Annotated in this window: 19 protein-coding genes, 1 tRNA gene and 1 pseudogene; 12 read left to right on the top strand and 9 right to left on the bottom strand. The window is 67.3% G+C overall.

The window, feature by feature from the left end; genetic code table 11:
- Positions 1 to 1,683 (top strand): ATP-binding cassette domain-containing protein (locus A5750_RS05855; RefSeq protein ID WP_082959050.1); only part of this gene is annotated, 1,683 nt, incomplete at its 5' end.
- Here A5750_RS05855 and A5750_RS05850 read toward each other — a convergent pair.
- Positions 1,642 to 2,757 carry an esterase-like activity of phytase family protein gene (locus tag A5750_RS05850; RefSeq protein WP_082948324.1) on the bottom strand — a complete coding sequence of 372 codons (1,116 nt, stop codon included), beginning with the start codon at positions 2,755 to 2,757 and terminating at the stop codon, positions 1,642 to 1,644. The two genes, A5750_RS05855 and A5750_RS05850, sit on opposite strands and share 42 nt — an antisense overlap.
- 137 nt (positions 2,758 to 2,894) lie before the next feature.
- On the opposite strand from A5750_RS05850, the gene A5750_RS05845 reads away from it, so the two are divergent.
- The gene (locus A5750_RS05845; protein ID WP_066945340.1) at positions 2,895 to 4,847 is read left to right on the top strand and encodes an acyl-CoA dehydrogenase; all 1,953 of its coding nucleotides are present in this window, start codon (positions 2,895 to 2,897) and stop codon (positions 4,845 to 4,847) included.
- Between the two features lie 30 nt (positions 4,848 to 4,877).
- Here the strand turns inward: A5750_RS05845 and A5750_RS05840 are convergent, their stop codons facing one another.
- A complete protein-coding gene (locus tag A5750_RS05840) occupies positions 4,878 to 5,345 on the bottom strand; it encodes an LppP/LprE family lipoprotein (protein WP_067261576.1) in 468 nt (155 codons plus the stop codon).
- A 309-nt stretch (positions 5,346 to 5,654) separates the two neighbouring features.
- On the opposite strand from A5750_RS05840, the gene A5750_RS05835 reads away from it, so the two are divergent.
- The 7 genes from A5750_RS05835 (at position 5,655) to A5750_RS05805 (ending at position 15,354) form a co-directional block, all read left to right on the top strand.
- Entirely contained in the window at positions 5,655 to 9,842 is a 4,188-nt protein-coding gene (locus A5750_RS05835; RefSeq protein ID WP_067261574.1) for a bifunctional nitrate reductase/sulfite reductase flavoprotein subunit alpha, read from the top strand.
- Between the two features lie 109 nt (positions 9,843 to 9,951).
- On the top strand, positions 9,952 to 10,233 hold the full coding sequence (locus tag A5750_RS05830) for a hypothetical protein (protein WP_156659104.1): 282 nt from the start codon (positions 9,952 to 9,954) through the stop codon (positions 10,231 to 10,233).
- A gap of 109 nt (positions 10,234 to 10,342) precedes the next feature.
- Positions 10,343 to 11,146: a Stf0 family sulfotransferase gene (locus A5750_RS05825; protein ID WP_066945334.1), complete on the top strand. Its 804-nt coding sequence runs from the start codon at positions 10,343 to 10,345 to the stop codon at positions 11,144 to 11,146.
- 418 nt (positions 11,147 to 11,564) lie between these two features.
- On the top strand, positions 11,565 to 12,497 hold the full coding sequence (cysK, locus tag A5750_RS05820) for a cysteine synthase A (protein WP_066945330.1): 933 nt from the start codon (positions 11,565 to 11,567) through the stop codon (positions 12,495 to 12,497).
- 2 nt (positions 12,498 to 12,499) lie between these two features.
- Positions 12,500 to 13,183 (top strand): serine O-acetyltransferase, encoded by a 684-nt coding sequence (cysE, locus tag A5750_RS05815; protein WP_067261560.1) that lies wholly within the window; start codon positions 12,500 to 12,502, stop codon positions 13,181 to 13,183.
- 7 nt (positions 13,184 to 13,190) lie between these two features.
- Positions 13,191 to 13,610, top strand: a complete 420-nt coding sequence (locus A5750_RS05810) for a thioredoxin family protein (RefSeq protein ID WP_066945324.1) — start codon at positions 13,191 to 13,193, stop codon at positions 13,608 to 13,610.
- A 97-nt stretch (positions 13,611 to 13,707) separates the two neighbouring features.
- Positions 13,708 to 15,354 carry an NAD-dependent malic enzyme gene (locus A5750_RS05805; protein ID WP_067261557.1) on the top strand — a complete coding sequence of 549 codons (1,647 nt, stop codon included), beginning with the start codon at positions 13,708 to 13,710 and terminating at the stop codon, positions 15,352 to 15,354.
- A 23-nt stretch (positions 15,355 to 15,377) separates the two neighbouring features.
- Here the strand turns inward: A5750_RS05805 and A5750_RS05800 are convergent.
- A pseudogene (locus tag A5750_RS05800) lies at positions 15,378 to 15,659 on the bottom strand (muconolactone Delta-isomerase family protein); the annotation flags it as partial.
- Between the two features lie 100 nt (positions 15,660 to 15,759).
- Here A5750_RS05800 and A5750_RS05795 point away from each other — a divergent pair.
- Positions 15,760 to 16,434 (top strand): SDR family NAD(P)-dependent oxidoreductase, encoded by a 675-nt coding sequence (locus tag A5750_RS05795; RefSeq protein WP_369817382.1) that lies wholly within the window; start codon positions 15,760 to 15,762, stop codon positions 16,432 to 16,434.
- Positions 16,435 to 16,493: 59 nt separating this feature from the next.
- Here A5750_RS05795 and A5750_RS05790 read toward each other — a convergent pair.
- Positions 16,494 to 16,566, bottom strand: a tRNA-Asn gene (locus A5750_RS05790).
- Positions 16,567 to 16,718: 152 nt separating this feature from the next.
- Here A5750_RS05790 and A5750_RS05785 point away from each other — a divergent pair.
- Positions 16,719 to 16,997, top strand: a complete 279-nt coding sequence (locus A5750_RS05785) for a hypothetical protein (RefSeq protein WP_066945315.1) — start codon at positions 16,719 to 16,721, stop codon at positions 16,995 to 16,997.
- Here A5750_RS05785 and dnaG read toward each other — a convergent pair.
- From dnaG to A5750_RS05770, 3 genes are all read right to left on the bottom strand, one after another.
- Complete coding sequence (dnaG, locus tag A5750_RS05780; RefSeq protein ID WP_067261555.1) at positions 16,972 to 18,957, bottom strand: DNA primase; 1,986 nt, start codon at positions 18,955 to 18,957, stop codon at positions 16,972 to 16,974. The two genes, A5750_RS05785 and dnaG, sit on opposite strands and share 26 nt — an antisense overlap.
- Positions 18,958 to 18,987: 30 nt before the next feature.
- Positions 18,988 to 19,596: a superoxide dismutase family protein gene (locus A5750_RS05775; RefSeq protein ID WP_082959049.1), complete on the bottom strand. Its 609-nt coding sequence runs from the start codon at positions 19,594 to 19,596 to the stop codon at positions 18,988 to 18,990.
- A 64-nt stretch (positions 19,597 to 19,660) separates the two neighbouring features.
- Positions 19,661 to 20,932 carry a deoxyguanosinetriphosphate triphosphohydrolase gene (locus A5750_RS05770; protein WP_067261553.1) on the bottom strand — a complete coding sequence of 424 codons (1,272 nt, stop codon included), beginning with the start codon at positions 20,930 to 20,932 and terminating at the stop codon, positions 19,661 to 19,663.
- Positions 20,933 to 21,039: 107 nt separating this feature from the next.
- On the opposite strand from A5750_RS05770, the gene A5750_RS05765 reads away from it, so the two are divergent.
- The gene (locus A5750_RS05765; RefSeq protein ID WP_067261551.1) at positions 21,040 to 23,025 is read left to right on the top strand and encodes a YgcG family protein; all 1,986 of its coding nucleotides are present in this window, start codon (positions 21,040 to 21,042) and stop codon (positions 23,023 to 23,025) included.
- Positions 23,026 to 23,049: 24 nt separating this feature from the next.
- On the opposite strand, the gene A5750_RS05760 is transcribed toward A5750_RS05765, so the two are convergent.
- Entirely contained in the window at positions 23,050 to 23,298 is a 249-nt protein-coding gene (locus A5750_RS05760) for a hypothetical protein (RefSeq protein WP_067261548.1), read from the bottom strand.
- A 253-nt stretch (positions 23,299 to 23,551) separates the two neighbouring features.
- On the bottom strand, positions 23,552 to 24,754 hold the full coding sequence (locus A5750_RS05755) for a PPE family protein (RefSeq protein ID WP_066945299.1): 1,203 nt from the start codon (positions 24,752 to 24,754) through the stop codon (positions 23,552 to 23,554).
- Positions 24,755 to 24,890: the final 136 nt, after the last annotated feature.

Here is a 24,890-nt window from a genome sequence, read left to right as displayed (position 1 = left end):
CTGGGTCTCGCCATCGACGGACGCGAGATCCTCTCGGACATCTCCTTCGCGGCGCGTCCGGGCACATTCACCGCGGTCGTCGGGCCGTCGGCGGCACGCAACTCCGCGCTGCTCGGGCTGCTCGCAGGCACCAGGCAACTCAGCTCCGGGCGGGTGACCGTCGACGGCCACGACGTGCACGCCGAGCCGGCGTCCATGCGCACCCGCATTGGCATCGTCTCGTCCGAGGACCGCCTGCACCGCCAGCTCACCGTCGCCCAGGCCCTTAGATACGCCGCCGAAATTCGCCTGCCGCACGACATTTCACCCGAGCAACGCCACCGCGTGGTCAGCCAGGTTCTCGAGGAGCTCGAGCTGACACCATACGAATCCAGCCGGATCGGCAAGCTGTCGCCCCAGGTGCGCCGGTGCGCCGCGCTGGCGGTCGAGCTCATCGCCCGGCCGACACTGCTCGTCGTCGACGAGCCGAGCGCCGGTCTGGACGCGGAGCAGCAACGCCACGTGATGGCAATGCTGCGGCGCCAGGCCGACATCGGCTGCGTCGTCGTGGCGGCCGTGTCGTCGCAGACGTCGGTGACGAACCTCAACCTGTGCGACCAGGTGCTGGTTCTCACCTCAGCCGGGACGCCGGCCTTCCTGGGGCCGCCCCTGCAGATCGAGTCCGCGTTGGGCACCGCTGACTGGTCGGAGGTGCTCGAGCGGGTGAGCGCCGACCCCGAGGGGACCCACCGCGCCTTCCGCGACCGGCCCCCGGCATCGGCGTTGACGGCGCCGCCGGAGGTCACCGCCCCGTCGCCGCCCCCCGCCGAGCCCCGCATGGCGCGGCAGATCCGGCTGCTGGCCCGCCGCGATGCCCGGCTGATTTTCGCCGACCGTCTCTATCTCGTGCTCTTGGCGATCTTGCCGTTCGTGCTGGCGGGTTTGACCCTGCTGATACCGGGCGGTTCGGGGCTCGCCCGGCCCGGGCCGGGCAGCACTCACCCGCACGAGGCCATCGAGATCCTGGCCGCGCTCAACGTCGCCGCGGTGATCATCGGCACCGCGCTGACCATCCGGGTTGTGGCGCGCGAGCAGCGCATCTTCCGGCGCGAGCAGGCTCTCGGGCTGTCGACCGCGGCCTACCTGGCCGCCAAGATCCTGGTGTTCGGCCTGGCCGCGGCCGTCCTGACGGCCATCGTGTTCGCCATCGTCGTCGCCGACAGGGGCGGACCCGCGCGTGGCGCCGCTTTGCTGCACAACGCCACGGTCGAGCTGTATGCGAGCGTGGCGGTGACGGCCATCGTGTCCGCGGTGGTCGGGCTCGCGTTGTCGGCGCTGGGGACGTCGCTGCGTGAGGTGTTGCCCCTGCTGCTGCCGGTGGTCCTGGCGTCCGCGCTGTTCAACGGAAGCCTCGTTCAGCTGGTGAGCAAATGGGGCTTCCAGCAGGTCTCCTGGTTCGTCCCGGCCCAGTGGGGCTTCGCCGCGTCGGCGTCCACCGTTGACCTGCGCAGGGTCGACGCGCTGGCCGCCAACTCGCAGATGTGGACCCACTACAGCGGCTGGTGGGTGTTCGACATGACGATGCTGATGCTCTTCGGCGTCGCGGCCGCGGGCTTCACCCTCTACCGGCTGAGGCCGGTCCTCCACGCGGCTCCTAAGCCGTCACATCGCGAACAACAGGAACTGAGTGACCTGACTCGGTGAGAAGTTGTTGTCGCTGACCAGCACCACCGACTGACGACCATCGGGCAGCTTCGGCCCCAGCGTGATGCCCTCGACATTATCGAGGGGGGACAGTGCGGGCGTGGCGGACAAGTCGACCGCCAAAGTCTTGCTCATCGGGGTCACGGCCGCGTCCTTCATCGATGGGGTGGCCAAAACGTCGGTCGCCGCGCCGATCTCGGCCCGGTAGATCCGCACGGTCGGCGGCATGGCGGAGGATCGTTCGATCATCAGAAACGTCGTGTCCGACAGCGCGACCAGGTCGGAGAGGCCGTTGACGTCCGCGGGCGGTGCGGGCGGCTCCATCGGGTAGGCGTACTGCGCGGTAGGCGCCCCGGAGGCGACGTCGAACTTGGTGACCCGGGTGAGTACGCGGTGGCCGTCGTCGCTGACCGGCCCGTCGTTGTATCCGGGGTCCTCCATCGCGGCGAACAGCGTTTGGCCGTCGGGCGTCAGCGCCAATCCCTCCAGCGCCTTGTTCCGGCGCGGGCCCGTGGGCTGCGCGGACATCGCCAAGTTGGCCGGCAGCGTGAACTGGCCGAGGTAGGCACCGTCGAGCCCGGCCGATCGAACCCACGGGTCGAGCAGCAACGGTCCCGCGGTGCGCCGCTCGCCTTCGGAGGACCAATACAGCCGTTGCCGGCCGGGATCGAAGGCGATGCCCTCGGGGTCGGGGGGAATAACGGGCGGCGTGGCGTCCGGCCTGAGCGGCGGGAACGGCTGGCCGGACCGGTCCAGCAGCGGGCGGGTGCCGGTGAAGGCGACGTTGTCGATTCCGCTGTCCGACAAGGACAATTGCACGCTGTAAAAGCGGGCCGGGTTCTTCTCGGAGCGATCGTCGCTGATGACGTAATACAGCTGACGGCCCGGGTCATAGCTGAGCGCCGACAGGCCGCCGATGACGGTGCCGTCGAAGGTGGCGTTGAACGGGACCCGAGACTGACCGAGGTAAGTGAGCATCGGACGCGGCGCGGGCGCCGGAGCGGGCGGGCGCGCGGGCGCGCATCCCCCCAGCAAGACGACGAGGCACACGAACGCCACCCGTAGACGGCACATACCGAGAACGTATCGCCGAGCGTGCACTCGGCGCGAGAATCAGGCCTCGACCTCGCCCTGGACGCACGCTCGGCGAAATCACCAATCGGCATCATGTCGTTATTCCCGCGGCGGGAACCGCAGGATACGGTCGGGTTATGGCGTCAGACACCGCAACCATTGCCGAGCAGCTGCGCAACGCCCTCGACGGGCGTTGGCGGGACACGAGAAACCAGCTGCGATCCACCATGAGCGAGGACCTGTTCCGGCCGCACTACACCCCGAACACGGTGATCGCGCGCACCAAGGTGGCCGAGCAGATGCGGATCATGGCCGCGTTCGGTGCCGCGGCCGACAACTTCCGCAAGGAGCATGGCGGCACCGGCGACATCGGCGCGGCGATCACGATGATCGAGATGCTCGCGATGTCGGACCTGTCGTTGATGGTGAAGGCCGGTGTCCAGTGGGGCCTATTCGGCGGCGCCGTGGAGAACCTGGGCACCGAGCGTCATCACGAGGCGTACGTGAAGAAGATCATCAGCCTCGAGTTGCGGGGCTGTTTCGCGATGACCGAGACCGGGCACGGCAGCGACGTCCAGTCGCTGGAGACCACTGCGACCTACGACCCCGAGACCGAAGAGTTCGTCATCGACTCCCCCACGCCGACGGCGCGCAAGGACTACATCGGCGGCGCGGCCGAAACAGCCACCATGGCAGCGGTATTCGCCCAACTGATCACGCACGAGGACGGCAAACCGCTGCACCACGGCGTGCACTGCCTGATGGTGCCGATCCGCGACGCGGACGGCAACGACCTGCCCGGGGTGACCACCTCGGACTGTGAATACAAGGGCGGCCTGCCCGGAGTCGACAACGGCCGCATCATGTTCGACCACGTACGCGTCCCGCGGGTGAACCTGTTGAACAAATACGGCGACGTGGCGCCGGACGGCACCTACAGCTCGCCGATCGAGAATCCGAACCGCCGATTCTTCACCATGCTGGGCACGTTGGTCCGCGGACGGATCACGGTGGGCGGCAGCGCGGGCGCCGCGGGTCGCGTCGCGCTGGACATCGCCACGCGATACGCGTTGCAGCGCAAGCAATTCAGCGCACCGGATGACGAGTCCGAGGTGCTGATCATGGACTATCTGGTGCATCAGCGCCGGTTGTTCCCTTTGATCGCAAAGTCATACGCGTTGCAGTTCGCCCAGAACGAGCTGGTCGGTAAATGCCACGACATCCAGACCGCGGACGCCGTCGACGCCGACGAGCAGCGCGAATTGGAGGCGCGCGCCGCCGGGCTGAAGGCGGCCAACACCTGGCATGCGTCCCGGGCGATTCAGGAGGCGCGGGAGGCTTGCGGTGGCGCGGGCTACATGGCCGAGAACCGGTTGATCGCGCTGCGCGGCGACACCGACGTCTTCACCACATTCGAGGGCGACAACCACGTGCTGACGCAATTGGTGGCCAAGGAGCTGCTGACCGCTTACGCCGACGACATCCGCAGCATGAGCCCGGTCGAATGGGTGCGGTTCGCCGCCAACACCGTCGGCGAGCGCGTCGTCAAACGCACTGCCGCCGAGACGATTATCCAAACCATCGTGGACTCCCGACAGGACAGCGAGGAAGAGGGCAGCCTTTTCAACCGCGGCACGCAGATCAAGATGTTCGAGGACCGGGAGGAATATCTGATCGCGTCCGTCGCTCGTCGGCTGCAGGCCAAATCCAAGGAGATGTCGGAGTTCGACGCCTTCAACGCGGTGCAGGATCACGTGTTGCACGCCGCTTCCGCGCACATCGACCGGGTGGTGCTCGAAGCGTTCGTCGCCGGCATCGATGCCTGCCCGCACGAGGAGGCCCGCGAACTCCTGGGCATCCTGTGTGATCTGTACGCGCTGTCGGTGATCGAGGACGACAAGGCCTGGTACATCGAGCATCGCTACCTGTCCACCGAGCGGGCCAAGGCCGTCACCCGGGGTATCAACGATCGGTGCCGCGCGCTGCGCCCGCACGCCGAAACGCTCGTCGACGGCTTCGGGATTCCGGAGCAACTGCGCTACGCCGAGATGCTGCACCCGGAAAACTTGGCGGACGCGATCACGAACTGACGGGCCACTTGATCGCGTTGTAACGCAACGCTATTGATTCGGGATTTTGCCGAGCGCCTTCAGCTTGCCGTCCGGGCCGATCTCGAACTTCACCGTGCCAACGCCGGTGGGACAGCACGGCTGATCGTTGCCCTTCAACCATTGGTACTGGACCGCGACGGCGTCATCGGATGGCGGCAGAACGGTGATGTACGGCTTGGGATTTGGGGTCGGTGTACCCAGCGGGGTGTTGTGATCGAAGAACAGCAGCTGCTGCCCGGTGGATTCACTGGCAATCGTCGGGATGATCTGCACCCAGTACAAGCGGCACTTCTTGGCATGTCCGCGAGCGATTTCCACCCAAGTCGTACCGGGGACGGTGATCGGAACCGAGGCGATGGCCCGCTGCACCGTGGCGGGTGTCGGTCCATCGGAATCCTTGCACTTATCGGCTGACACCGGCGGCGAACCGGCTTGCTTCCCGCCGCAACCGGAGGCCAGCAGGATCAGCAGGATCACAATCAGCCGACGCACTCGGTGAGCTTAGCGAAGGCTGTGAATGTCCCATTTGTTTGGTCGGAGACCCCGTTCTGACAGGTAAACCGCCCGGCCCCACCGGTAGCCTTGAGCGGAGTCGGCGGGTCGACGATGACCCACCCTGACCTCGGGGGATGCGGCTTTTCCAAGACATCACGCGGGCGCTTTCGCCGGTGAGAGGAAGCCGTAAAGCGGGGGAAACTCCGGATATCCGGTGCCGAAACATCCTCGTCGCACCATTCAACGTAAGCCCGTTGCGCTCAAAGGAGGAAGTGCGTGACCAGGGAGTCCATGGCGTCACAGCACGATGCCGTGAACACCATGTGCGCATACTGCGGCGTCGGCTGCGGGATGGTGTTGCAGGTCACAACCGATCCCGCGAGCGGTCGCCGTCACATCGCGAAGTCGATTGGAAACAAAGAACATCCAGCCAACTTCGGTCGGCTGTGCACCAAGGGTGCCACCACTTCCGACTTGCTCGGCGCGCCTGGGCGGATGGAATCCGCACACGTACGCACCGACCGCGGTGAGCCCGTCGAGCCCGTCGATATCGACCGGGCTATCGCCCAGTGCGCGAACCGGTTACGGGCGATCATCGACACGTACGGCCCGGATTCGTTCGCGATGTACGTGTCGGGCCAGATGTCCATCGAGGCGCAGTACCTGGCGAACAAGCTCACCAAGGGCTTCATCGGCACCAACCAGATCGAGTCGAACTCGCGGCTGTGCATGGCCAGCGCCGGTTCCGGCTACAAGCTCTCACTGGGTGCCGACGGACCACCCGGCTCTTACCAAGACTTCGAACACGCCGACGTCTTCTTCGTCATCGGCGCCAACATGGCCGACTGCCACCCCATCCTGTTCTTGCGGATGATGGACCGCGTCAAGGCCGGCGCAAAACTCATCGTCGTTGATCCGCGCCGCACCGCGACCGCCGACAAGGCCGACCTGTTCCTGCAGATCTCCCCCGGTTCCGATCTCGCACTGCTCAACGGGTTACTGCAGCAGATCATTGAAAACGGGCACACCGATCCCGACTTCATCGCCGAGTTCACCGAGGGGTGGGAGGCGATGCCCGGCTTCCTGGAGCAGTACACCCCCGACAAGGTCAGCGAGATCACCGGGATTCCCGAAGAACACATCCGCGCGGCGGCCCGGATGATCGGCGAGGCCGAGAATTTCGTGAGCTGCTGGACCATGGGCCTCAACCAGAGCACGCACGGCACCTGGAACACCAACGCACTGTGCAACCTGCACCTGGCCACCGGTGCGATCTGCAAACCCGGCAGCGGACCCTTCTCGCTCACCGGACAACCCAACGCGATGGGCGGCCGCGAAATGGGTTACATGGGGCCGGGACTGCCGGGGCAGCGCTCGGTCTTATCCGCGGAGGACCGCGCCTTCACCGAAGACCAGTGGGGTATCCCCCACGGAACACTCCGCAACGAGGTCGGCACCGGCACGATCGACATGTTCGCCCGGATGGCCAGCGGTGAAATCAAGTCGTGCTGGATCGTGTGCACCAATCCCGTTGCTTCCGTTGCTAATCGGAGGACCGTGCTGGCCGGTCTGGAGCGTGCCGAGTTGGTCATCACCCAGGACGCCTTTCTCGAAACGGAGACCAACGAATACGCCGATGTGCTGCTGCCGGCGGCCCTGTGGTCGGAGGCCGAGGGCGTGATGGTCAATTCCGAGCGCAACCTGACGCTGTTCCAGCCGGCCGTCACCGCACCGGGTGACGCGATGCCCGACTGGCAGATCATCGCCCGGATCGCCTGCGAGATGGGCTTTTCGGACGCTTTCAGCTACGGCTCCGCCGAAGAGATCTTCGAGGAGATCAAGCGGTTCTCGAACCCGAAGACCGGCTACGATTTGCGCGGCGTCAGCTACGACCGGCTGCGTCAGGGCCCGCTGCAGTGGCCGTGCGCGCCCGAGAGCACGGGCGACCGCAGCCCCATTCGCTACCTCAACGACGGTGTCAGCCAGGCCCGGCTGGTCCGCGAGGATGGCAGCGCTCCCCGGTTGGCGTTCCCCACCGCGAACGGTCGTGCGGTGTTCTTCGCCCGCCCACACCTCCCGCCCGAGGAAATGCCGGACAACGACTACCCGTTCCTGCTGAACACCGGTCGCCTACCACACCAGTGGCACACGATGACCAAGACCGGCAAGGTCGCCAAGCTCAACAAGCTCAATCCCGGGCCGTTCGTGGAAATCCACCCGGACGACGCCGCCCTGCTGCAGATCACCGACGGCGACGCGATAGAAATCGCGTCCCGCCGCGGCCGCGCCGTGCTGCCCGCCGTGATCAGCGACCGGGTGCGCATCGGTAACTGCTTCGCCCCCTTCCATTGGAACGACGTGTTCGGCGAATACCTGGCGATCAACGCGGTCACCAACGACGCGGTGGACCCGATCTCGAACCAACCGGAATTCAAGGCGTGCGCGGTCACGTTGGCGAAAGTTTCCGTCGCCCCGGCAGATCCGAGCACCGATACACCAGAACTCGCTTCCACCGAGGTGCGGGAAATCAGCGCGTCACAGGTCGACGCCCTCGCCGACTTGCTCGGCGTCGCAACCAAACCCGCGCCGGCGTTCGACGAGCTCGGCCGCTCGTACCTTGCCGGGATGTTGACCGCACTTCGGTCGGATGCGGGCCGGCGCACCGCCGGGGTGCCGACCCTGCCGCAAAGCGCTCCGTTCGACCCCGGCACCCGGCTGTGGGTGGATGGCCTGCTCGCGGGCCTGTTCTCGCGCGAAGGAGCCACGCCGACGCCGGCGCCGGCGGTCAAGGAACCGACGATCCAGCCACCCGAGGCCAAGCCCGCCAAACGGGCACCCGTCGTGGTGCTGTGGGCATCGCAAACCGGGAACGCCGAAGAGCTCGCCGCCGATGTCGCCGCCCGACTGGGCAACGCCGACGTGCCGGTCTCGTTGCGCGCCATGGACGACTTCCCGGTGGGTGAACTGGCGACGACTCGGGAGTTGCTGCTGATCACCAGCACCACCGGTGACGGTGACCCACCGGACAATGGGGCTGGCTTCTGGCGCGCGCTGACAACCGACGGTGCAACGAAATTCACCGGCACCCGCTACGCCGTCCTCGCGCTCGGCGACTCCAACTACGACGACTTCTGCGGCCATGGCCGCAAACTCGACGAGCGTCTGGCTGAGTTGGGGGCGACCCGCATCGTCGACCGGGTCGACTGCGAACCGGACTACGACGACGCCGCGGGCAAGTGGCTGAGCGGTGTCCTGCAGGAGCTGTCGCGCGCCCCCGCGCCGGTGGGCCGGGATGGCGGTGCGGCGGCCACCGCCCCGATTGGCGCGCCGGTTCGACCGGCCAACGGGTCCGGAACGGTCGGGTACACCAAGAAACGCCCCCTGATCACCGGCATCGTCCGCAACACCGTGTTGAGTCAGCCGAAGTCGACAAAAGACGTGCGGCATTTGGTTTTCAGCCTGCCGGAAGAAACCGTGAGCTACGAGGCCGGTGACGCGCTCGGGGTGTGGCCCCGCAATAGCGACCGGTTGGTCGACGAGTGGCTCGCGGTTACCGGACTGGACGGGCAGACGCCCGTCGAGGTCGGCGAGCAGGGTCTGATGTCGCTGCGCTCCGCACTCACCGAGCGCATCGAGATCGCCCACATCAGCCGGGACCTGGTGCGGTTCGTGCAGGAGCGCACCGGCGACTCGACGCTCGCCGAGCTGCTGAAGCCCGAAAACAAGCGCGCACTGTCGGATTGGTCGTGGGGGCGCCAGTCCATCGACCTGCTGGCACAGCACCCGGTCTGGGCGTCGGCCCACGAGTGGCTGCGGGTGCTCAAACGCCTTCAGCCGCGGCTGTACTCGATCTCGTCGAGCCCCAAAGAATGCCCCGGGGAAGTTCACCTGACCGTCTCGCCGGTGCGTTACAACTTTCAGGGCATCCCGCGCCGTGGGGTGTGCTCGACCTACCTGGCCGACCGCTCACCCGGTGATCGCGTCGCCGTCTACCTGCAGCCGTCGAGCAACTTCCGGCCACCCAGCGAGTCGCACACGCCGATGATCATGATCGGTCCCGGCACCGGAATCGCGCCCTTCCGCGGGTTCCTGCAGGAGCGTCGCGCGCTCGGGCACACCGGACCCAACTGGCTGTTCTTCGGCGAGCAGCACGCCGCCACCGACTACTACTACCGCGACGAACTCGAAAAGATGCTTGCCGACGGGTTCCTCACCGAGTTGGACCTCGCGTTCTCGCGGGACCAGCAGCAGAAGGTCTACGTGCAGCATCTGATGCGCAAGCGTGGGGCCGAGCTGTGGCGCTGGCTGCAGGACGGCGCCCAGCTCTACGTCTGCGGTACCGCGGACCCCATGGCCAAGGACGTCGACCGTGCGCTCTGCGAAATCGCGGCCGAACACGGGAACCTCGATCCCGACGGGGCGAAGCAGTATGTCCGGTCGCTGAGCGCCGACAAGCGCTATCACCGCGACGTCTACTAAGCCTCCCGGGTTGCGCGACTCGTAATACGACGGAAACGTCGCGCGCCTGTCGCTGAAACAACCTCGCTGCAACATTCAGTCATTGGTTGCGTCGAGGAGGGACGTAGGCGTGGCTCTGGACTTTGACGGGCCCCTCAAGGACAACGTGCGGGCTGTCTGCCCGTTGCAGTGCCGGCTGAGGCGCGGCACCGTGGACGATGAGCAGCTCGACGACCGGGTCGACTGGGCCGGGCTGCCGATCAACTTGGACTTGGCCTTCTCGCCACAGCAGCGCGACAAGGTCTACACCCAGCACCTGATGCTCAAGCGCGGCACGCAACTTCGGCGAAGGTTGCAGGACAGGGGCCAGTGGTGCGCCTGCGAAGATTTCGTCGACGACGGAAGCGTCTAACTCCGGTAGTCATCGCGGATTCGCAATACATTTCACTTCAACAATTAAGTTCAACACGAGCGTAAAACTATTACCTGCGAAAGCAATTGCTGCCGGATAGGCTTGCTGCGTGGCTGATAATCCGTCCTCCTACCTGGTGCTGGCATCCCAGCGGAGCGGCAGCACACTGCTGGTCGAGTCGCTGCGCGCGACGGGGGTCGCCGGCGAACCACAGGAGTTCTTTCAGTACCTGCCGGCCACCAGCCAGGCGCCGCAGCCACGCGAGTGGTTCGCCGGCGTGGAGGACGAGTCGATCCTGCAACTGCTCGACCCGCTCGATGCCGGGACGCCGGACCTCGCGCCGCCCGAGATCTGGCGCGACTACATCCGCACGGTCGGCAGGACGCCGAACGGGATATGGGGCGGCAAGTTGATGTGGAACCAGACGCCGCTCTTGTTGAACCGCGCGAAGAATCTGCCGAATCGCAGCGGTGACGGGCTGCTGGCCGCGATCACCGACGTGGTGGGTGAAGAGCCGCTGTTCATCTATGTGTACCGCCCCGACGTGATTTCGCAGGCCGTGTCGTTCTGGCGGGCGGTGCAGACGCGGGTGTGGCGAGGACGACCCGACCCGACTCGCGATGCGCGCGCTACCTATCACGCCGGCGCGATCGCGCACGTCGTCACCATGCTGCGTGCCCAGAACGAGGGCTGGCGGAATTGGTTCGCCGAGGAAGACGTCAGGCCGATGGAGATTCCGTATCCGGTGTTGTGGCGCAACCTGACTCAGGTGGTGGCCGCCATCCTTGAGGGGTTGGGGCTCGACCCGCGGCTGGCGCCCGAGCCGGTCTTGGAACGTCAGGCCGACCAGCGCTCCGATGAGTGGGTGGATCGATACAGGGCCGACGCCGCGAAGCTCGGCCTCCCAACCTGACCCTGGGACTTGCTTGTGCCCGAAGAAGCCTTCGGCTCGATTGCGGCCCCGCCGGCGGGGTGAAACGGCCGCGGGTACTCAGCAAACGATGAGCTCAACCGGCGAAATTGTCGAATGTCCTATAGTGGGCGTTATGCAACAGGCCACCCAGCCGTGCCTTGTCCTTACGTGCCGCACCGCCGTGCACTGCTGTTGTCGTTGTTGTTGATTCTCTGACGCCGCAGAAACCCTCGCGTTTCCTCCAGGTTTGCGGGCCGCTCGCACAGGTAGCACCCAGTGGCCGCGTCTAAGCGTTAGTCAATCTCAGAAGGATCACCCCGCCGATGACCATATTGCCCATATGCACCCGCGTCGCGATCGAATTCGACATCGCCTGGTAGGCCGACGAAGCTTGAACCAACATGCCTGAGGAAGACAGATGAGCATCGCAGATAACGTCACACAACTTATTGGGAACACTCCGCTGGTCCGGCTGAACCGGGTCACCGACGGGGCGGCCGCCGACGTCGTAGCCAAGCTGGAGTTCTTCAACCCGGGAAACAGCGTCAAGGACCGCATCGGGGTCGCGATGATCGACGCGGCCGAGCAAGCGGGCCTGATCAAGCCCGACACGATCATCCTCGAACCGACGAGCGGTAACACCGGCATCGCCCTGGCGCTGGTGGCCGCCGCCCGTGGCTACCGCTGTGTGTTGGTCATGCCGGAGACCATGAGCATGGAGCGGCGGATGCTGCTGCGTGCCTTGGGCGCCGAGATCGTCCTGACGCCGGGCGCCGAGGGCATGCCGGGCGCCATCGCCAAAGCCGAGGAGCTGGCCAAGAGCGACCAACGGTATTGGGTGCCCCAACAGTTCGAAAACCCCGTGAATAGGGAGATCCACCGCAAGACCACCGCCGAAGAGGTGTGGCGCGACACCGATGGCAAGGTGGACATCTTCGTGGCCGGCGTGGGCACCGGCGGCACCATCACGGGGGTCGCCGAGGTCATCAAGGAACGCAAGCCGTCGGTGCAGTTCGTCGCCGTGGAGCCGGCAGCGTCGCCGGTGCTCTCGGGTGGACAGAAAGGTCCTCACCCCATCCAGGGTCTGGGCGCCGGATTCGTGCCCCCCGTGCTCGACATGGAGCTCGTCGACGAGGTCATCACCGTCGGCAACGAGGAGGCCATGGACGTGGCACGTCGGCTGGCACGAGAGGAAGGCTTGCTGGTCGGCATCTCGTCGGGTGCCGCGGTGGTCGGCGCCCTGCAGGTGGCCCGCCGACCGGAAAACGCCGGAAAGCTTGTCGTCGTCGTGCTACCTGATTTCGGCGAGCGGTATCTCAGCACGCCGTTGTTCGCCGACCTGGCGGGTTAACCATGCTCGACGCCGTACGCCGCGACATCCGGGCCGCCAGGGAGCGCGACCCCGCTGCCCCGACCACGCTGCAGGTGATCTTCGCCTACCCGGGTGTGCATGCCATCTGGGGCCACCGGATCAGCCACTGGCTGTGGAACCGCGGCGCCCGGCTGGCCGCGCGGATACTCAACGAGGTCACCCGCATCCTGACCGGGGTCGACATCCACCCCGGCGCCGTGCTCGGAGCGGGCCTCTTCATCGACCACGCCACCGGAGTGGTGATCGGCGAGACGGCCGAAGTCGGCGAGGACGTGACGATCTACCACGGCGTCACGCTCGGCGGCAGCGGACGGGACACCGGGAAGCGCCACCCGACCATCGGTGACCGGGTGACCATCGGCGCCGGCGCCAAGGTGCTCGGAGCGATCAAAATCGGCGATGACAGCCGGATCGGCGCCAACGCTGTCGTAGTCAAAGAGGTTCCGTCGAGCGCCGTGGTCATCGGGGTTCCCGGCCAGGTCATCAGTCGCCACGGCCGAAACAGCCCGGACGACTCGATGATGCCCGACCTCGTGGGCGTCAGCCTCCAGTCCCTCCTCACCCGGGTCGCCAAGCTCGAGGCTTCCAACGACGGGCAAGAATCCGCAAGCGTCATCCGGCCACCCGAAGCCGGGGTGTGGCACGGCGAAGACTTTTCTATCTGAGGACCCAGTGAGCACTCTTGTGATCGCAGCGACGGCGCTGATCGCTGCGCTGGGGGCCGCCACTGCGGCAGGAGCGATGATCAATCGACGGTCCGGGGTACTTCGCGAGACGAGTCTCGGACCTACACAGGACGCGGCAGATCTCGGCTTGTCCGAGGCGGGTCCGACCGTCGTCCATTTCACCGCAGCATGGTGCGGTCCGTGCGCTTCGGTGCGTCGCGTGGTTCAGCAAGTGTGCGGCGATCTCCCCGACGTGACGCATCTCGAAATCGACATTGACGCCAATCCTGCCGCCGCCAAGCGACTTTCGGTGTTGTCACTGCCTACCACGTTCATCTTCGACGCCGACGGCCGGCAGCGGTACCGCACCGCGGGCGTCCCCAAGGCCACCGACCTGCGACAGGCACTGCAACCTCTGCTGGCTTGACCCGCGCGCCCGGCGCCGCGAATGCCGTTCAAGATGCGATCACCGCGATCGACGCTACGGTTGCCGTAAGGGACCGAGTCACGGACGGAGATTTGCGATGAGCGACCCGCACGCGCCGAAGATCCCGGCGGCGCTGTCCTCGCCGAGTCTGAACCGTGGAGTGGGCTTCACGCACGAGCAGCGGCGGCGGCTGGGCCTGACCGGGCGGCTCCCACCGGCGGTGCTCACGCTCGACGAGCAGGCCGACCGGGTGTGGCATCAATTGCAAAGCCTGGCAACGGATCTGGGCCGCAATTTGCTGTTGGAGCAGCTGCATTACCGCCACGAACTGCTCTACTACAAGGTGCTGGAGGATCATCTGCCGGAACTGATGCCGGTGGTCTACACGCCCACCGTCGGGGAGGCCATCCAACGGTTCTCCGACGAGTATCGCGGACAGCGCGGGCTTTTCCTGAGCATCGACGCCCCCGACGAGATCGAGCCCGCCTTCGCAACTTTCGGGCTGGAAGCGGGCGACGTCGACCTGATCGTGTGTACCGACGCCGAAGCGATCCTGGGCATCGGCGACTGGGGCGTGGGCGGCATCCAGATCGCGGTTGGCAAGCTGGCGCTGTATACCGCCGGGGCCGGCATCGATCCCCGCCGCTGCATCGCGGTTTCCCTCGACGTGGGCACCAATAACGAACAACTGCTTCAGGATCCGTTCTACTTGGGCAATCGTCACGCCCGCCGCCGCGGCGACGAATACGACGACTTCGTCAATCGCTACATCGAAACCGCTCACCGCCTGTTCCCGAAGGCGATCCTGCATTTCGAAGACTTCGGGCCCCTGAACGCACGGCGGATCCTGCACACGTACGGCGACAAGTACTGCGTGTTCAACGACGACGTCCAGGGAACGGGCGCGGTGGTCGTCGCGGCCGTGTACGGCGGATGCCACGTCACCGGCGTCCCGATGCGCGACCAGCGGGCCGTCGTCTTCGGGGCCGGCACCGCCGGGGTCGGGGTGGCCGATCAGATTCGCGACGCAATGGTGTCCGACGGCGCCACCATCGAGCAGGCCACCGCGCAGATCTGGCCGATCGACAAGCAGGGCCTGCTATTCGACGACATGGAGGACCTGCGAGATTTCCAGGTTCCCTACGCCAAGAACCGCGCCCAGCTCGGCTTGGAAGCCGCGGATCGGGTGGGATTGGTGGACACCATCAAGCTCGCCTCCCCCACCATCCTGCTCGGCTCCTCGGCCGTGTTCGGCGCCTTCACCGAGAAGGTCGTGCAGGCCATGACCGCATCGTGTGAGCGCCCGATGATCTTCCCGCTGTCCAACCCGACGTCGCGCATGGAAGCCATGCCGGCCGACGTGCTGCAGTGGTCCGACGGCAAGGCGCTGATCACCACCGGCACCCCCGTCGCGCCGATCGAATACGACGGCACCACCTACACCATCGGCCAGGCCAACAACGTGCTGGTGTTCCCCGGAATCGGACTGGGCATCATCGTCGCCGGGGCCCGGCTACTGACCAAGGAAATGCTGCAGGCCGCAGCGAAAGCCGTTGTGCAACAGGCTAGCCCGTCAAAGGCCGGCGATTCACTGCTCCCCGATGTCAGGGAATTGCGCGCCATCTCGACGTCGGTTGCCGAAGCCGTGTATCACGCCGCCGTCGCCGGCGGGGTGGCCACAGAAACGCACGCCGACCCACGGCAAGCCGTCCTCGACACCGTCTGGACGCCGGCCTACGACTAGCGCCTTTCGGATAGTTCGGCCCCGGGGTCATTCGGGTGCGGCGCCAGGGGCGTCACCGCATCGGTACGCCACACGCGCAGCGGCATCGAGGCCAGCACCTCCTCGAGCCGGTCCTGGTCCGCAGCGGCGAACAGACCGAGCGTGCGCCATTCACCCGGCCGCAGCGGCGGCCGCCACAAGCGCAGCAGATGCCCCTGCGCGGCGAGCTCGCGGGAATGCGCGGCCTCCCGGGCCCGAACCTCGTCGATTGCCTCCGGCGGGGTGCCGTCGGGGACATGCGTCGTCATCGTGACCAAGAACTCCACCGGCCCTCCTAATTGGTTGCGCTCACAGTAGATTCACGAAGGACGAGCACGCCAGCGCGATGGCGCGACGCGGCAACCAGACCACGCAAGGAGACCGCTATTGACCGCCGATCAGGCCTACCAGAAAGTCGCGATCGTCACCGGCGCCTCGCAGGGCATGGGGGCCGCCCTGGCCGAGGCCTACCGCGACCTCGGCTATGCCGTGGTGGCCAACTCGCGCTCGATCACCGCCGGCGATGACCCCGGCACGGCGGCCGTCGCCGGTGACGTCGCCGATCCCGCGACCGCCGACCGCATCGTGGCGACCGCGGTGGAGCGGTTCGGTCGAGTGGACACCCTGATCAATAACGCGGGCGTCTTCGTTCCCAAACCATTCACCGAGTACACGGCGGCGGACTACGCGTTCGTGACCGGGGTGAACCTCGCCGGCTTCTTCCACGTCACGCAGCGCGCCATCGCCCGGATGCTGACGCAAGGCGGGGGCGGCCACGTCGTCAACATGACCACGTCGCTGCTCGACCAGCCCAACTCCGCAGTGCCCGCGGGATTGACCGCCCTCACCAAGGGCGGCCTGGCGGCGGTGACCAAGTCGCTGGCCATCGAGTACGCGCATTGCGGGATCCGCGTCAACGCCATCTCCCCGGGCAACATCGCCACCCGATGCATGCCGACGACAACACGGCCGCGCTGGCCGCCATGCATCCGCTGGGCCGGATGGGCGCCATCGCCGACGTCATCGAGGGGATTCGGTACCTGGAGGGCGCCACCTTTGTGACCGGGGAGACCCTCCACATCGACGGCGGCCAGAGCGCCGGACACTGAGCCTCAACCTTGCTCCCCCGCCTGGACTCGAACCAGGAACCTATCGGTTAACAGCCGAACGCTCTGCCAATTGAGCTACAGGGGATCAACACGATCGCGGGACGACTCTAGCGTACTGGCATAACCGCACCCAACCGGACAGGACCGACTCGGTCTCGCCCCGGGGAGCGGATCGGGCGCGCACGCATAGGGGCGGGTGAGGCAGGATGGGAACGGTCGCTACTCGGGAGGAACGCTTTGATCCGGTATGTCGTGGTGCTGGGACTGGGTTACGTGCTGGGCTCGAAGGCCGGGCGTCGCCGATACGAGCAGATCGTCGGCACCTATCGCGCGCTGACCAGCAGCCCGGTCGCCAAGTCAGTAATCCAAGGGGGACGCCGCAAGATCGCGAATCGGATCTCCCCGGACGCCGGATTCGTGACCGTTGCCGAGATCGACGACCAAACGGCCATCTTGGAGCGCGGTGCCGAGCGACCGGCCGACGAGGCCCTCACATCGTCAGATCGTCGCCGCTAGCCTGCTCCAGCAGGCTGCGCCGGTAGGCCTCCATGGCTACCAGGTCACCGAATAACGCGTGGTACTCGTCGCCCTGTTCGATCGGCGACATGCGCTGCAGCTTGGACTTCACCTCGGCGATCTGCCGGCCCATCCACACTTCCTGCAGCCGGGCCAGCACGCCGGCGATGTAACGCACCAGCTTCTCGTCGTCGTCGACCTGGATGGCCTCCACCCCGAGCTCGCTGACCAGCCCGGCGGTGAGGTCTGAGCCGGCCCGTTGGCGCACCGCGTCGATCCACTGTCCCCCGGTGACGCCGCTCGACGTGCCACCCGCGGCCTCGATGGCGGCGCGCACGGCGGCGTAACCGGGATGGGTGAAGCTTTCGACGGGGAGCGTGTCGAATACCGGCCCGGCCAGCGCCGGATATTGCAACGCCGACTTGAGCGCCGCACGCTGCGGCCTGAGTGTCGGGTCACGAGGGTCGGGAAGTTTGGCGGTGGGGCGGCCCGGGGCCGCCGCACTGGGCTGCTGAGCGGCGCCGCGGGGGGCGTTGGGGCCGGAACGCGCCGGGGCCGGCGACTTCTTGGCCTGCGTGCGCACCCGGTCGATGACCTGCGCCACGTCGTCCCAGCCGACCCAGCCGGCGAGCTGGCGGGCGTACTCGTCGCGCAGCGTGGGGTCTTTGATCTGGCTCACCATCGGCACGCAGCGGCGCAGCGCCGCGACCCTGCCCTCCGCGCTGTCCAGGTCCATCTCGGCGATCGCCGTGCGAATCGCGAATTCGAACAAGGGGGTGCGCCGCGCCACCAGGTCGCGCAGCGCGCCGTCGCCGGACTTCAACCGCAAGTCGCAGGGATCCATGCCGTCCGGGGCCACCGCGACGAAGGATTGCCCCGCCAGATTCTGCTCGCCGCCGAAGGCCTTGAGCGCGGCAGCGCGCCCGGCCGCGTCACCGTCGAAGACGTAGATCAGCTCCCCGCGGAAGAAGCTGTCGTCCATCATCAGTCGGCGCAGCATCGACAGATGCTCGTCGCCGAATGCGGTGCCGCACGACGCCACGGCGGTGGTGACGCCGGCCAGATGCATCGCCATCACGTCGGTATAGCCCTCGACGACGACCGCCTGGTGCCCCTTGGCGATGTCGCGTTTGGCCAGGTCGATGCCGAACATCACGGACGACTTCTTGTACAGCAGGGTCTCGGGGGTATTGATGTACTTGGCTTCCATCGGATCGTCGTCGAAGAGCCGGCGGGCGCCGAACCCGATCACCTCGCCGGCCGCGCTGCGGATGGGCCACAACAGTCGGCGGTGGAAGCGGTCGATCGGGCCGCGCCGCCCCTGCCGCGACAGGCCCGCCGCTTCCAGCTCCTTGAACTCGAAACCCTTGCGCACCAGATGTTTTGTCAGTGAGTCCCACCCGGACGGCGCGAATCCGCAGCCGAATCGCCGGGCCGCCTCGGCGTCGAAATTCCGATCTGTCAGGTACTGGCGGGCCGGCGCGGCCTCCTCGGATTCCAGCGCCGCCGCGTAGAACTCCGCCGCGGCCGCGTTGGCCGCGACGAGCCGGCTGCGGCTGCCGCGGTCGCGCTGCACGCTGGTCGCCGGGCCGGTGTAGCTGATGGTGTGGCCGATCCGGTCCGCGAGCAGTTCGACGGCCTCGACGAAGGTGACGTGTTCGATCTTCTGGATGAAGGCGTAGACGTCGCCGCCCTCCCCGCAGCCGAAGCAGTGGAAGTGGCCGTGGTTGGGTCGAACGTGGAACGACGGCGACTTCTCGTCGTGAAACGGGCACAGGCCCTTGAGGGAATCGGCACCGGCGCGCCGCAATTGGACGTAATCGCCGACGACTTCTTCGATGCGGACCCGCTCGCGGATGGCGGCGATATCGCGATCGGGAATCCGCCCCCGGCCCCGGGGCCGGGCGTCATCCTCCCCCGCGCGCGGGTGGTGCCCCCACGAACCTGCCGGGCTGGACATCGGCTCAGTCTAGAGCGCCGAGCCGGCCGGCTATCCGGTTCCGATGACGCCGCATGCCACCCGTTCCATCGCGTTGTCGGTGTCTTGGGCGCCGTGCAGCATCAAGGCAGTCTTGTTGCCGCCCAGCAGCTCGTCCCGGTTGAACGAATCCGTGGTGGTGACCAGGTAGGCCGAGCCGTCCGAACGCACCTCCAGCGACGTCAGGTCACCGCTCTCCGGCTTGCCGGTGTGTCCGGGCGCCTGGTAGTGGCCGCCGGCGGACAGGAAGTTTCCGGGCGGACCGCCGTTCGGGGCAACCGAGTTGGGCTCGCATTTGCCGATCTCGTGGACGTGCAGGCCGTGCAGGCCGGGTGACAGGATGCCGCCGGCCACCGTTTTGACGGTGACGGTCACGTATCCGCCGGTGAAATCGAACGTAGCAGTGGCAGCCGACCGCCCGTCCGGCGTCTTCAGTTGCGCGGTGAGCGATTCGCCGTTGGGCGCGGGCGTCGTCGTCTCACCCGACGACGCCGGTGGGGCGCTCTTCACCGGCGGGGTGGTGCCGGGCTGGTTGCTCGCCTGTTGGGGTGAGCTGCATGCGGTCATGGCGACGACGGGAAGCCCCACCGCGAGGGTGGCGATACCGCTGAATTTGGTCATGTCGGGCAGCCTAGCCCGCGGTGACGACGGGACTGCCGTGGGATGACCTGCGGCCGAGCAGCGGCTAACCGGTGGCCTGGCGCGCGTCGATGCGTTCCAGCCGGCCCTCGGTGTATGACGCGATCTGATCGACGATGACCCGTAGCCGGGCGCGGTCGTCGGCCGCGGTGGTGAACGCCGCGGCGAAGACCGGGTCGAGTGTCTGGGGTGCCCCGGCGTAGAGCCACCGCGCCACCCGGTGGATCCGTTCACGCTGCAGGCCCTGGGTGTTCAGATGCCTCGGATCGGACATGATGAATTGCAGCGCCAGGATTTTCAGCAGGGCGACCTCGGCGCGCACCAGGTCGGGCACCAGCAGGTCGGCCCGGTAGCGGACCAGCGGCCCGGGTCCGGCCGCGGCGCGGGTCGTGGCAATGGCGGCCGAGGCGAACCGGCCGACCAATTCACTGGTGAGTCGCTTGAGCGCGACTGCCGCGGCCAGCGTGGCGTCGTACTTGCCGACGGCGGCAACCACCGGCAGCCCGGAGAGCCGCCGCGCGGCCGCCATGAAGTCGTCGGCGCTCACCCGGGAGAATTCGCTTTCACCCAGTTTCGCCAGGGCGGCCGCCTCGTCGTCGTCGGCGAGCACGCGCAGGTCGATGCGCTGGGAGACCACGCCGTCCTCGACGTCGTGTACCGAATAGGCGATATCGTCGGCCCAGTCCATCACCTGCGCTTCCAGGCACATCCGGCCCTCCGGCGCGCGGGCGCGAACCCAGGCCGCCTGCTCGCGGTCCTCGTCGTAGAACCCGAACTTCCTCCCCTGTTGACCCAGCCCTCCGCCGCGGTACCACGGATACTTGGTGACCGCGTCCAGGGAGGCGCGGGTCAGGTTGAGCCCAGCGCTATTGCCTTGCTCGTCAAGCACTTTGGGCTCGAGGCTGGTCAGGATGCGGAAGTTTTGCGCATTACCCTCGAAACCGCCGTTGTCGGCGGCGAACTCATCCAGGGCGCGCTCGCCGTTGTGGCCGTAGGGCGGGTGCCCGATGTCGTGGGCCAGGCCGGCCAGCTCGACCAGGTCGAGGTCGCAACCCAAGCCGACCGCCATCCCCCGCCCGATCTGGGCGACCTCCAGCGAGTGCGTCAGCCGGGTGCGTGGTGTGTCGCCTTCGCGGGGCCCGACGACCTGGGTCTTATCGGCGAGCCGGCGCAGCGCGGCGCTGTGCAGCACCCGGGCCCGGTCGCGGGCGAAGTCGGTGCGGTGCTGACCTTCCGTACCCGGCAGACCGGCAGTCTTCGGCGCTTCGTGTACCCGCCGTTGACGGTCGAAGTCGTCGTAGGGGTCTTGCCGATTCATGTCCGCCTTCTTAGTCACCGCAGCACAGTCTGCCAGGGAACGCGGTACGGGGGACCGCTCCGCCGCACGGCTCTTTGCCCGCGTCGCCGCGGGGCTAGATTGACGTCATGCGCACTGCCCGGCTGCTAGGTGTCATCGCGACAATCCTCGCAATTGCTTTCAGCGGCGGGCTGCTCGTGGCACCCGGCGCCGGCGCGCAACCCCCGTTCCGGCTGGCGGATTACGTCACCGACAACGCGGGCGCCCTGTCGGAATCCGGTCGTGCGGCGGTCACCTCGGCGGTACGCAAGCTGTACACGGATCGCCACATCCGGCTGTGGGTGGTCTACGTCGACGACTTTTCCGACCAGAGCCCGGTGAACTGGGCGCAGCGCACGGTGCGTACCAGCGATCTGGGTAACTATGACGCCCTGCTCGCCGTCGCCACCGCCGGCCGTGCCTACGCCTTCCTGGTGCCGTCCACCGTCAAGAGCGTCAACGCCCGCCAGGTCGATGACTTGCGGCACAACAAGATCGAGCCCGCCTTGCACAACGGCGACTGGAGCGGCGCCGCGGTCGCGGCGGCCAACGGGCTCAACACGGCACCGGGTTCGTCGGGCCGGGTGGCCCTGCTGGTCACGCTCGCGATCATTCTCGGCGCGCTGGCGGCCTTGCTGCTGGTCATGCGCTATCGCGGTCGGCGCCGGCGCGCGGCCGAATTGGCCGCGGCCCGACGGGTCGACCCCACCGACTCGCAAGCGCTGGCCGCCGTGCCGCTGCAGGCCCTCGACGACCTGTCGCGTGCACTCGTGGTGGACGTGGACAACGCCGTGCGAACCAGCTCCAACGAGCTCGACGTCGCGATCGCCGAGTTCGGCGAAGAGCGGACCCAACCCTTCACCCAAGCCCTGACCAACGCCAAAGCCGCTCTGGCCCAAGCGTTCACGGTACGACAGGAACTGGACGACAGCACACCGGAGACGCCCGACCAGCGCCGCGAGTTGCTCACCCGGGTCGTCGTTTCGGCGGCGCGCGCCGATCGGGAACTGGAGTCGCAGACCGAGGCGTTCGAGAACCTGCGCGATCTGGTGATCAACGCCCCGTCGCGGCTGGACGCGCTGACCCAGCAATACGTTGAGCTCACCACCCGGATAGCGCCCTCAGAGCAGCGGCTGGCCGAACTGCACGACCAATTCGACGCCACCGCACTGACTTCCGTGTCCGGAAATGTCTCGGCCGCCAAGGAGCGGCTGGCGTTCGCAGACCGCAACATCGGCACCGCCCGGGATTTGGCCGCCGAAGCCGTCAGCGGCCGGCAGGCCGGCTTGGTGGACGCGTTCCACGCCGCGGAGTCCGCGCTCGGGCAGGCGCGGGCGCTACTCGACTCGGTGGACAACGCGGCCACCGACATCCAGCACGCCATCGACCGGCTGCCGTCGGCCATGGCCGACATTCAGGTCGACATCAAACGGGCGGGCGATCTCCTGAAGCGAGCGGAGACGACCGCTCACACCGGCGATCTGCGCGCGGCGCGCGATGCGGCCACGCGGGCCGTCGACGGCGCGCGTGCCGGCGGCTCCACGGACCCGCTCGGCGCGTTCGCGCAGTTGGCCAAAGCGGATGCCGATCTCAACGGGCTGCTGGTCACCCTGGCGCAGGAGCAGGCCAGCGCCGAGCAGCTTAACCGGTCGTTGGAGCAGGCGTTGTTCACGGCCGAGTCGCGGGTACGCGCGGTCTCCGACTACATCGACACGCGTCGCGGCAGCATCGGCCCGGAGGCCCGCACCCGGCTGGCCGAAGCCACCCGGCACCTGCAAGCCGCGCGGGACAAGAGGGCGACGAATCCGAACGAGGCAATCTCCCACGCCAACGCGGCGTCGACGCTGGCCGCCCAGGCGCAGTCGTTGGCCAATGCCGATATGCAATCGATCCAGCGCGCCTACACGCGTCGCGGCGGCAGCGACATGGGGGCAATGCTGGGCGGCATCATCATCGGCGACCTGCTCAGTGGGGGTATGCGGGGCGGCTTCGGCGGCTGGAGTCCCACATCGTTCGGCGGGTCTTCGGGGGGATCGTCAGGGGGCGGCTTCATGGGCGGCGGCGGCCGATTCTGAGTCGCTCGCCCTAGCACGCGGCGGTCAACCGGCGGCCGGTGAATGCGGAATCACGCCTCCGCTGCGCGGTACGTCGAAGCGGGGTTCGGCTTCGCCTTCCCACCGCTGCCACTCGTTCCATTCTTTGGCGTCCGCGACCGCGGCCGGGGCGGGGACGTCAGTCGCCGGGTCGCCGGAATCGACTCTCACGTCCGGCTTCGGGGCCCAATGGTCGTAGTCATCCGGCGGAACGACCACACCCCAAACGAGTGGAACCGACAGGCCACCGAGCATCCCCGACTCACCCCGAACCGCCGACACCGAGTCATCTGGTAACGGCGGACCAAGAGGCAAAAGCATGTTGCCCCCTTCCACAGCCGACTTTCGGATGCTGTGGCCGAACCAATAACAGCAAGCAGGCACATCGTAAGCCAAACTTCAGACAAATACCCGAAAAACGTGGATTTGCTTCCGCAGGCATCCCGACGCCCGGGCCGGTGCGGGGCGAGGGGGCTCAGCGCTTGCGAACGGCGGTGGCCCCCCGCTCTCAACCCTTGGTCCGCGGCACCACCTTGGGCCGCGACTGCACCACGTGCGGGTTCTCCCCGCCGCGGCGGCCCCTCCGGTCGGTCTTGTCTTTGTCGGTGTCCCGCTCGTCCATCGCCATGGCCATGGCTGACGTGGAACCGGCGGGTGCGGACGACGCGGCGGACGATCCCCCCGTCGCGATCGGAGTCGGTAGTTGGGTGCCCAACGCCGGCACCGCGAGACTGGTCAGGACCGCCGGCACCGGCATCGACCCCTGCCAGGTCGGTGGCACCGTAATCGCTCCAACGAACCGCGCGGTGCCCAACCCGGCCGTGGCGACGCCCAGCCCACCCAGCGATTGCGGCGCGTGCAGGCCGCCGGTGGCGAGCGGGGTCTGCCCGGCCACGGTGGTGACACCGGCCATTGCGGGTGCCGCCGGCCCGACGTTGTGGGCCAGCACCATCATCGGGGACATCAGCGCGGTCGCGGGGTACATCCCGATCGGTGCCAGGGCGGTCATCGTCGTGACCGGCATGGACGAGAGTAACGACGTCACCGACGACAGGCCGGGGAAGAAGGCCCCGAGCACCGCCTGCAGCTGCGAAACAAAGCCGGCCCCCAGCGACGAGAACGCTCCGAAAGCCTGGGACACGAAGTCCAGCGGCGCCGTTACCAGCCCCGCCAGTCCACCCAGGGGTACCGGCGGGGCGCTGAACGCCGGCAGCGTCGCCGCCACCGTCTGCGCCCCGATGTGATAACCCACCATCGCGGCCACGTCCTGGGCCCACATCTCCATGTACTCGATTTCGGTCATCGCGATCGCCGGGGTGTTCTGACCCAAGAAGTTCGTGGCGATCAGCATCAGCAACCGGAGGCGATTCTCGATCACCTCCGGGGTGGGCACCGTCGCCATGAACGCCGCCTCATAGGCCCCCGCCGCCGCCGTCGCCTGGGCCGCCGCCAACTCGGCTTGCCCGGCGGCCGAGATCAGCCACTGCAGGTACGGCGTCGCCGCCGCCACCATCGCCACCGACGACGGGCCCATCCACGGGCCGGCGGCCACTCCCGTCACAACCGACTCGAACGACGCCGCCGCGGCCGCCAAGTCCGCCGCCAGCGCTTCCCAGGCCGAGGCCGCCGTCAACAGTGGTCCGGGGCCTGCGCCGCCATACATCAGGGCAGAGTTGATCTCGGGGGGGAACAGCATAAAAGCTGGAATCATCGCATCCCCAACCCACCGACTACCGAGTCAACGACACTTACACCCACACGAACCGACACCCACCCCCGGCGACTAGACACGTGAGCAACATTCGGATCGAGCCTAAGCCAATCGGCTATCCAAATGCGGTTTTTTA

This window comes from Mycobacterium sp. 852002-51613_SCH5001154 (assembly GCF_001667425.1).
Taxonomy (GTDB): domain Bacteria; phylum Actinomycetota; class Actinomycetes; order Mycobacteriales; family Mycobacteriaceae; genus Mycobacterium.
This window is presented reverse-complemented; position numbering and strand designations above follow the sequence as displayed.

Excerpts from the sequence above, each read along its gene's own strand:
- A5750_RS05850 (WP_082948324.1), bottom strand. The coding sequence starts at position 2,757 with ATGTGCCGTCTACGGGTGGCGTTCGTGTGCCTCGTCGTCTTGCTGGGG.
- A5750_RS05845 (WP_066945340.1), top strand. The coding sequence starts at position 2,895 with ATGGCGTCAGACACCGCAACCATTGCCGAGCAGCTGCGCAACGCCCTC.
- A5750_RS05835 (WP_067261574.1), top strand. The coding sequence starts at position 5,655 with ATGGCGTCACAGCACGATGCCGTGAACACCATGTGCGCATACTGCGGC.
- cysK (WP_066945330.1), top strand. The coding sequence starts at position 11,565 with ATGAGCATCGCAGATAACGTCACACAACTTATTGGGAACACTCCGCTG.
- cysE (WP_067261560.1), top strand. The coding sequence starts at position 12,500 with ATGCTCGACGCCGTACGCCGCGACATCCGGGCCGCCAGGGAGCGCGAC.
- A5750_RS05805 (WP_067261557.1), top strand. The coding sequence starts at position 13,708 with ATGAGCGACCCGCACGCGCCGAAGATCCCGGCGGCGCTGTCCTCGCCG.
- dnaG (WP_067261555.1), bottom strand. The coding sequence starts at position 18,957 with ATGTCCAGCCCGGCAGGTTCGTGGGGGCACCACCCGCGCGCGGGGGAG.
- A5750_RS05775 (WP_082959049.1), bottom strand. The coding sequence starts at position 19,596 with ATGACCAAATTCAGCGGTATCGCCACCCTCGCGGTGGGGCTTCCCGTC.
- A5750_RS05770 (WP_067261553.1), bottom strand. The coding sequence starts at position 20,932 with ATGAATCGGCAAGACCCCTACGACGACTTCGACCGTCAACGGCGGGTA.
- A5750_RS05765 (WP_067261551.1), top strand. The coding sequence starts at position 21,040 with ATGCGCACTGCCCGGCTGCTAGGTGTCATCGCGACAATCCTCGCAATT.
- A5750_RS05760 (WP_067261548.1), bottom strand. The coding sequence starts at position 23,298 with ATGCTCGGTGGCCTGTCGGTTCCACTCGTTTGGGGTGTGGTCGTTCCG.
- A5750_RS05755 (WP_066945299.1), bottom strand. The coding sequence starts at position 24,754 with ATGATTCCAGCTTTTATGCTGTTCCCCCCCGAGATCAACTCTGCCCTG.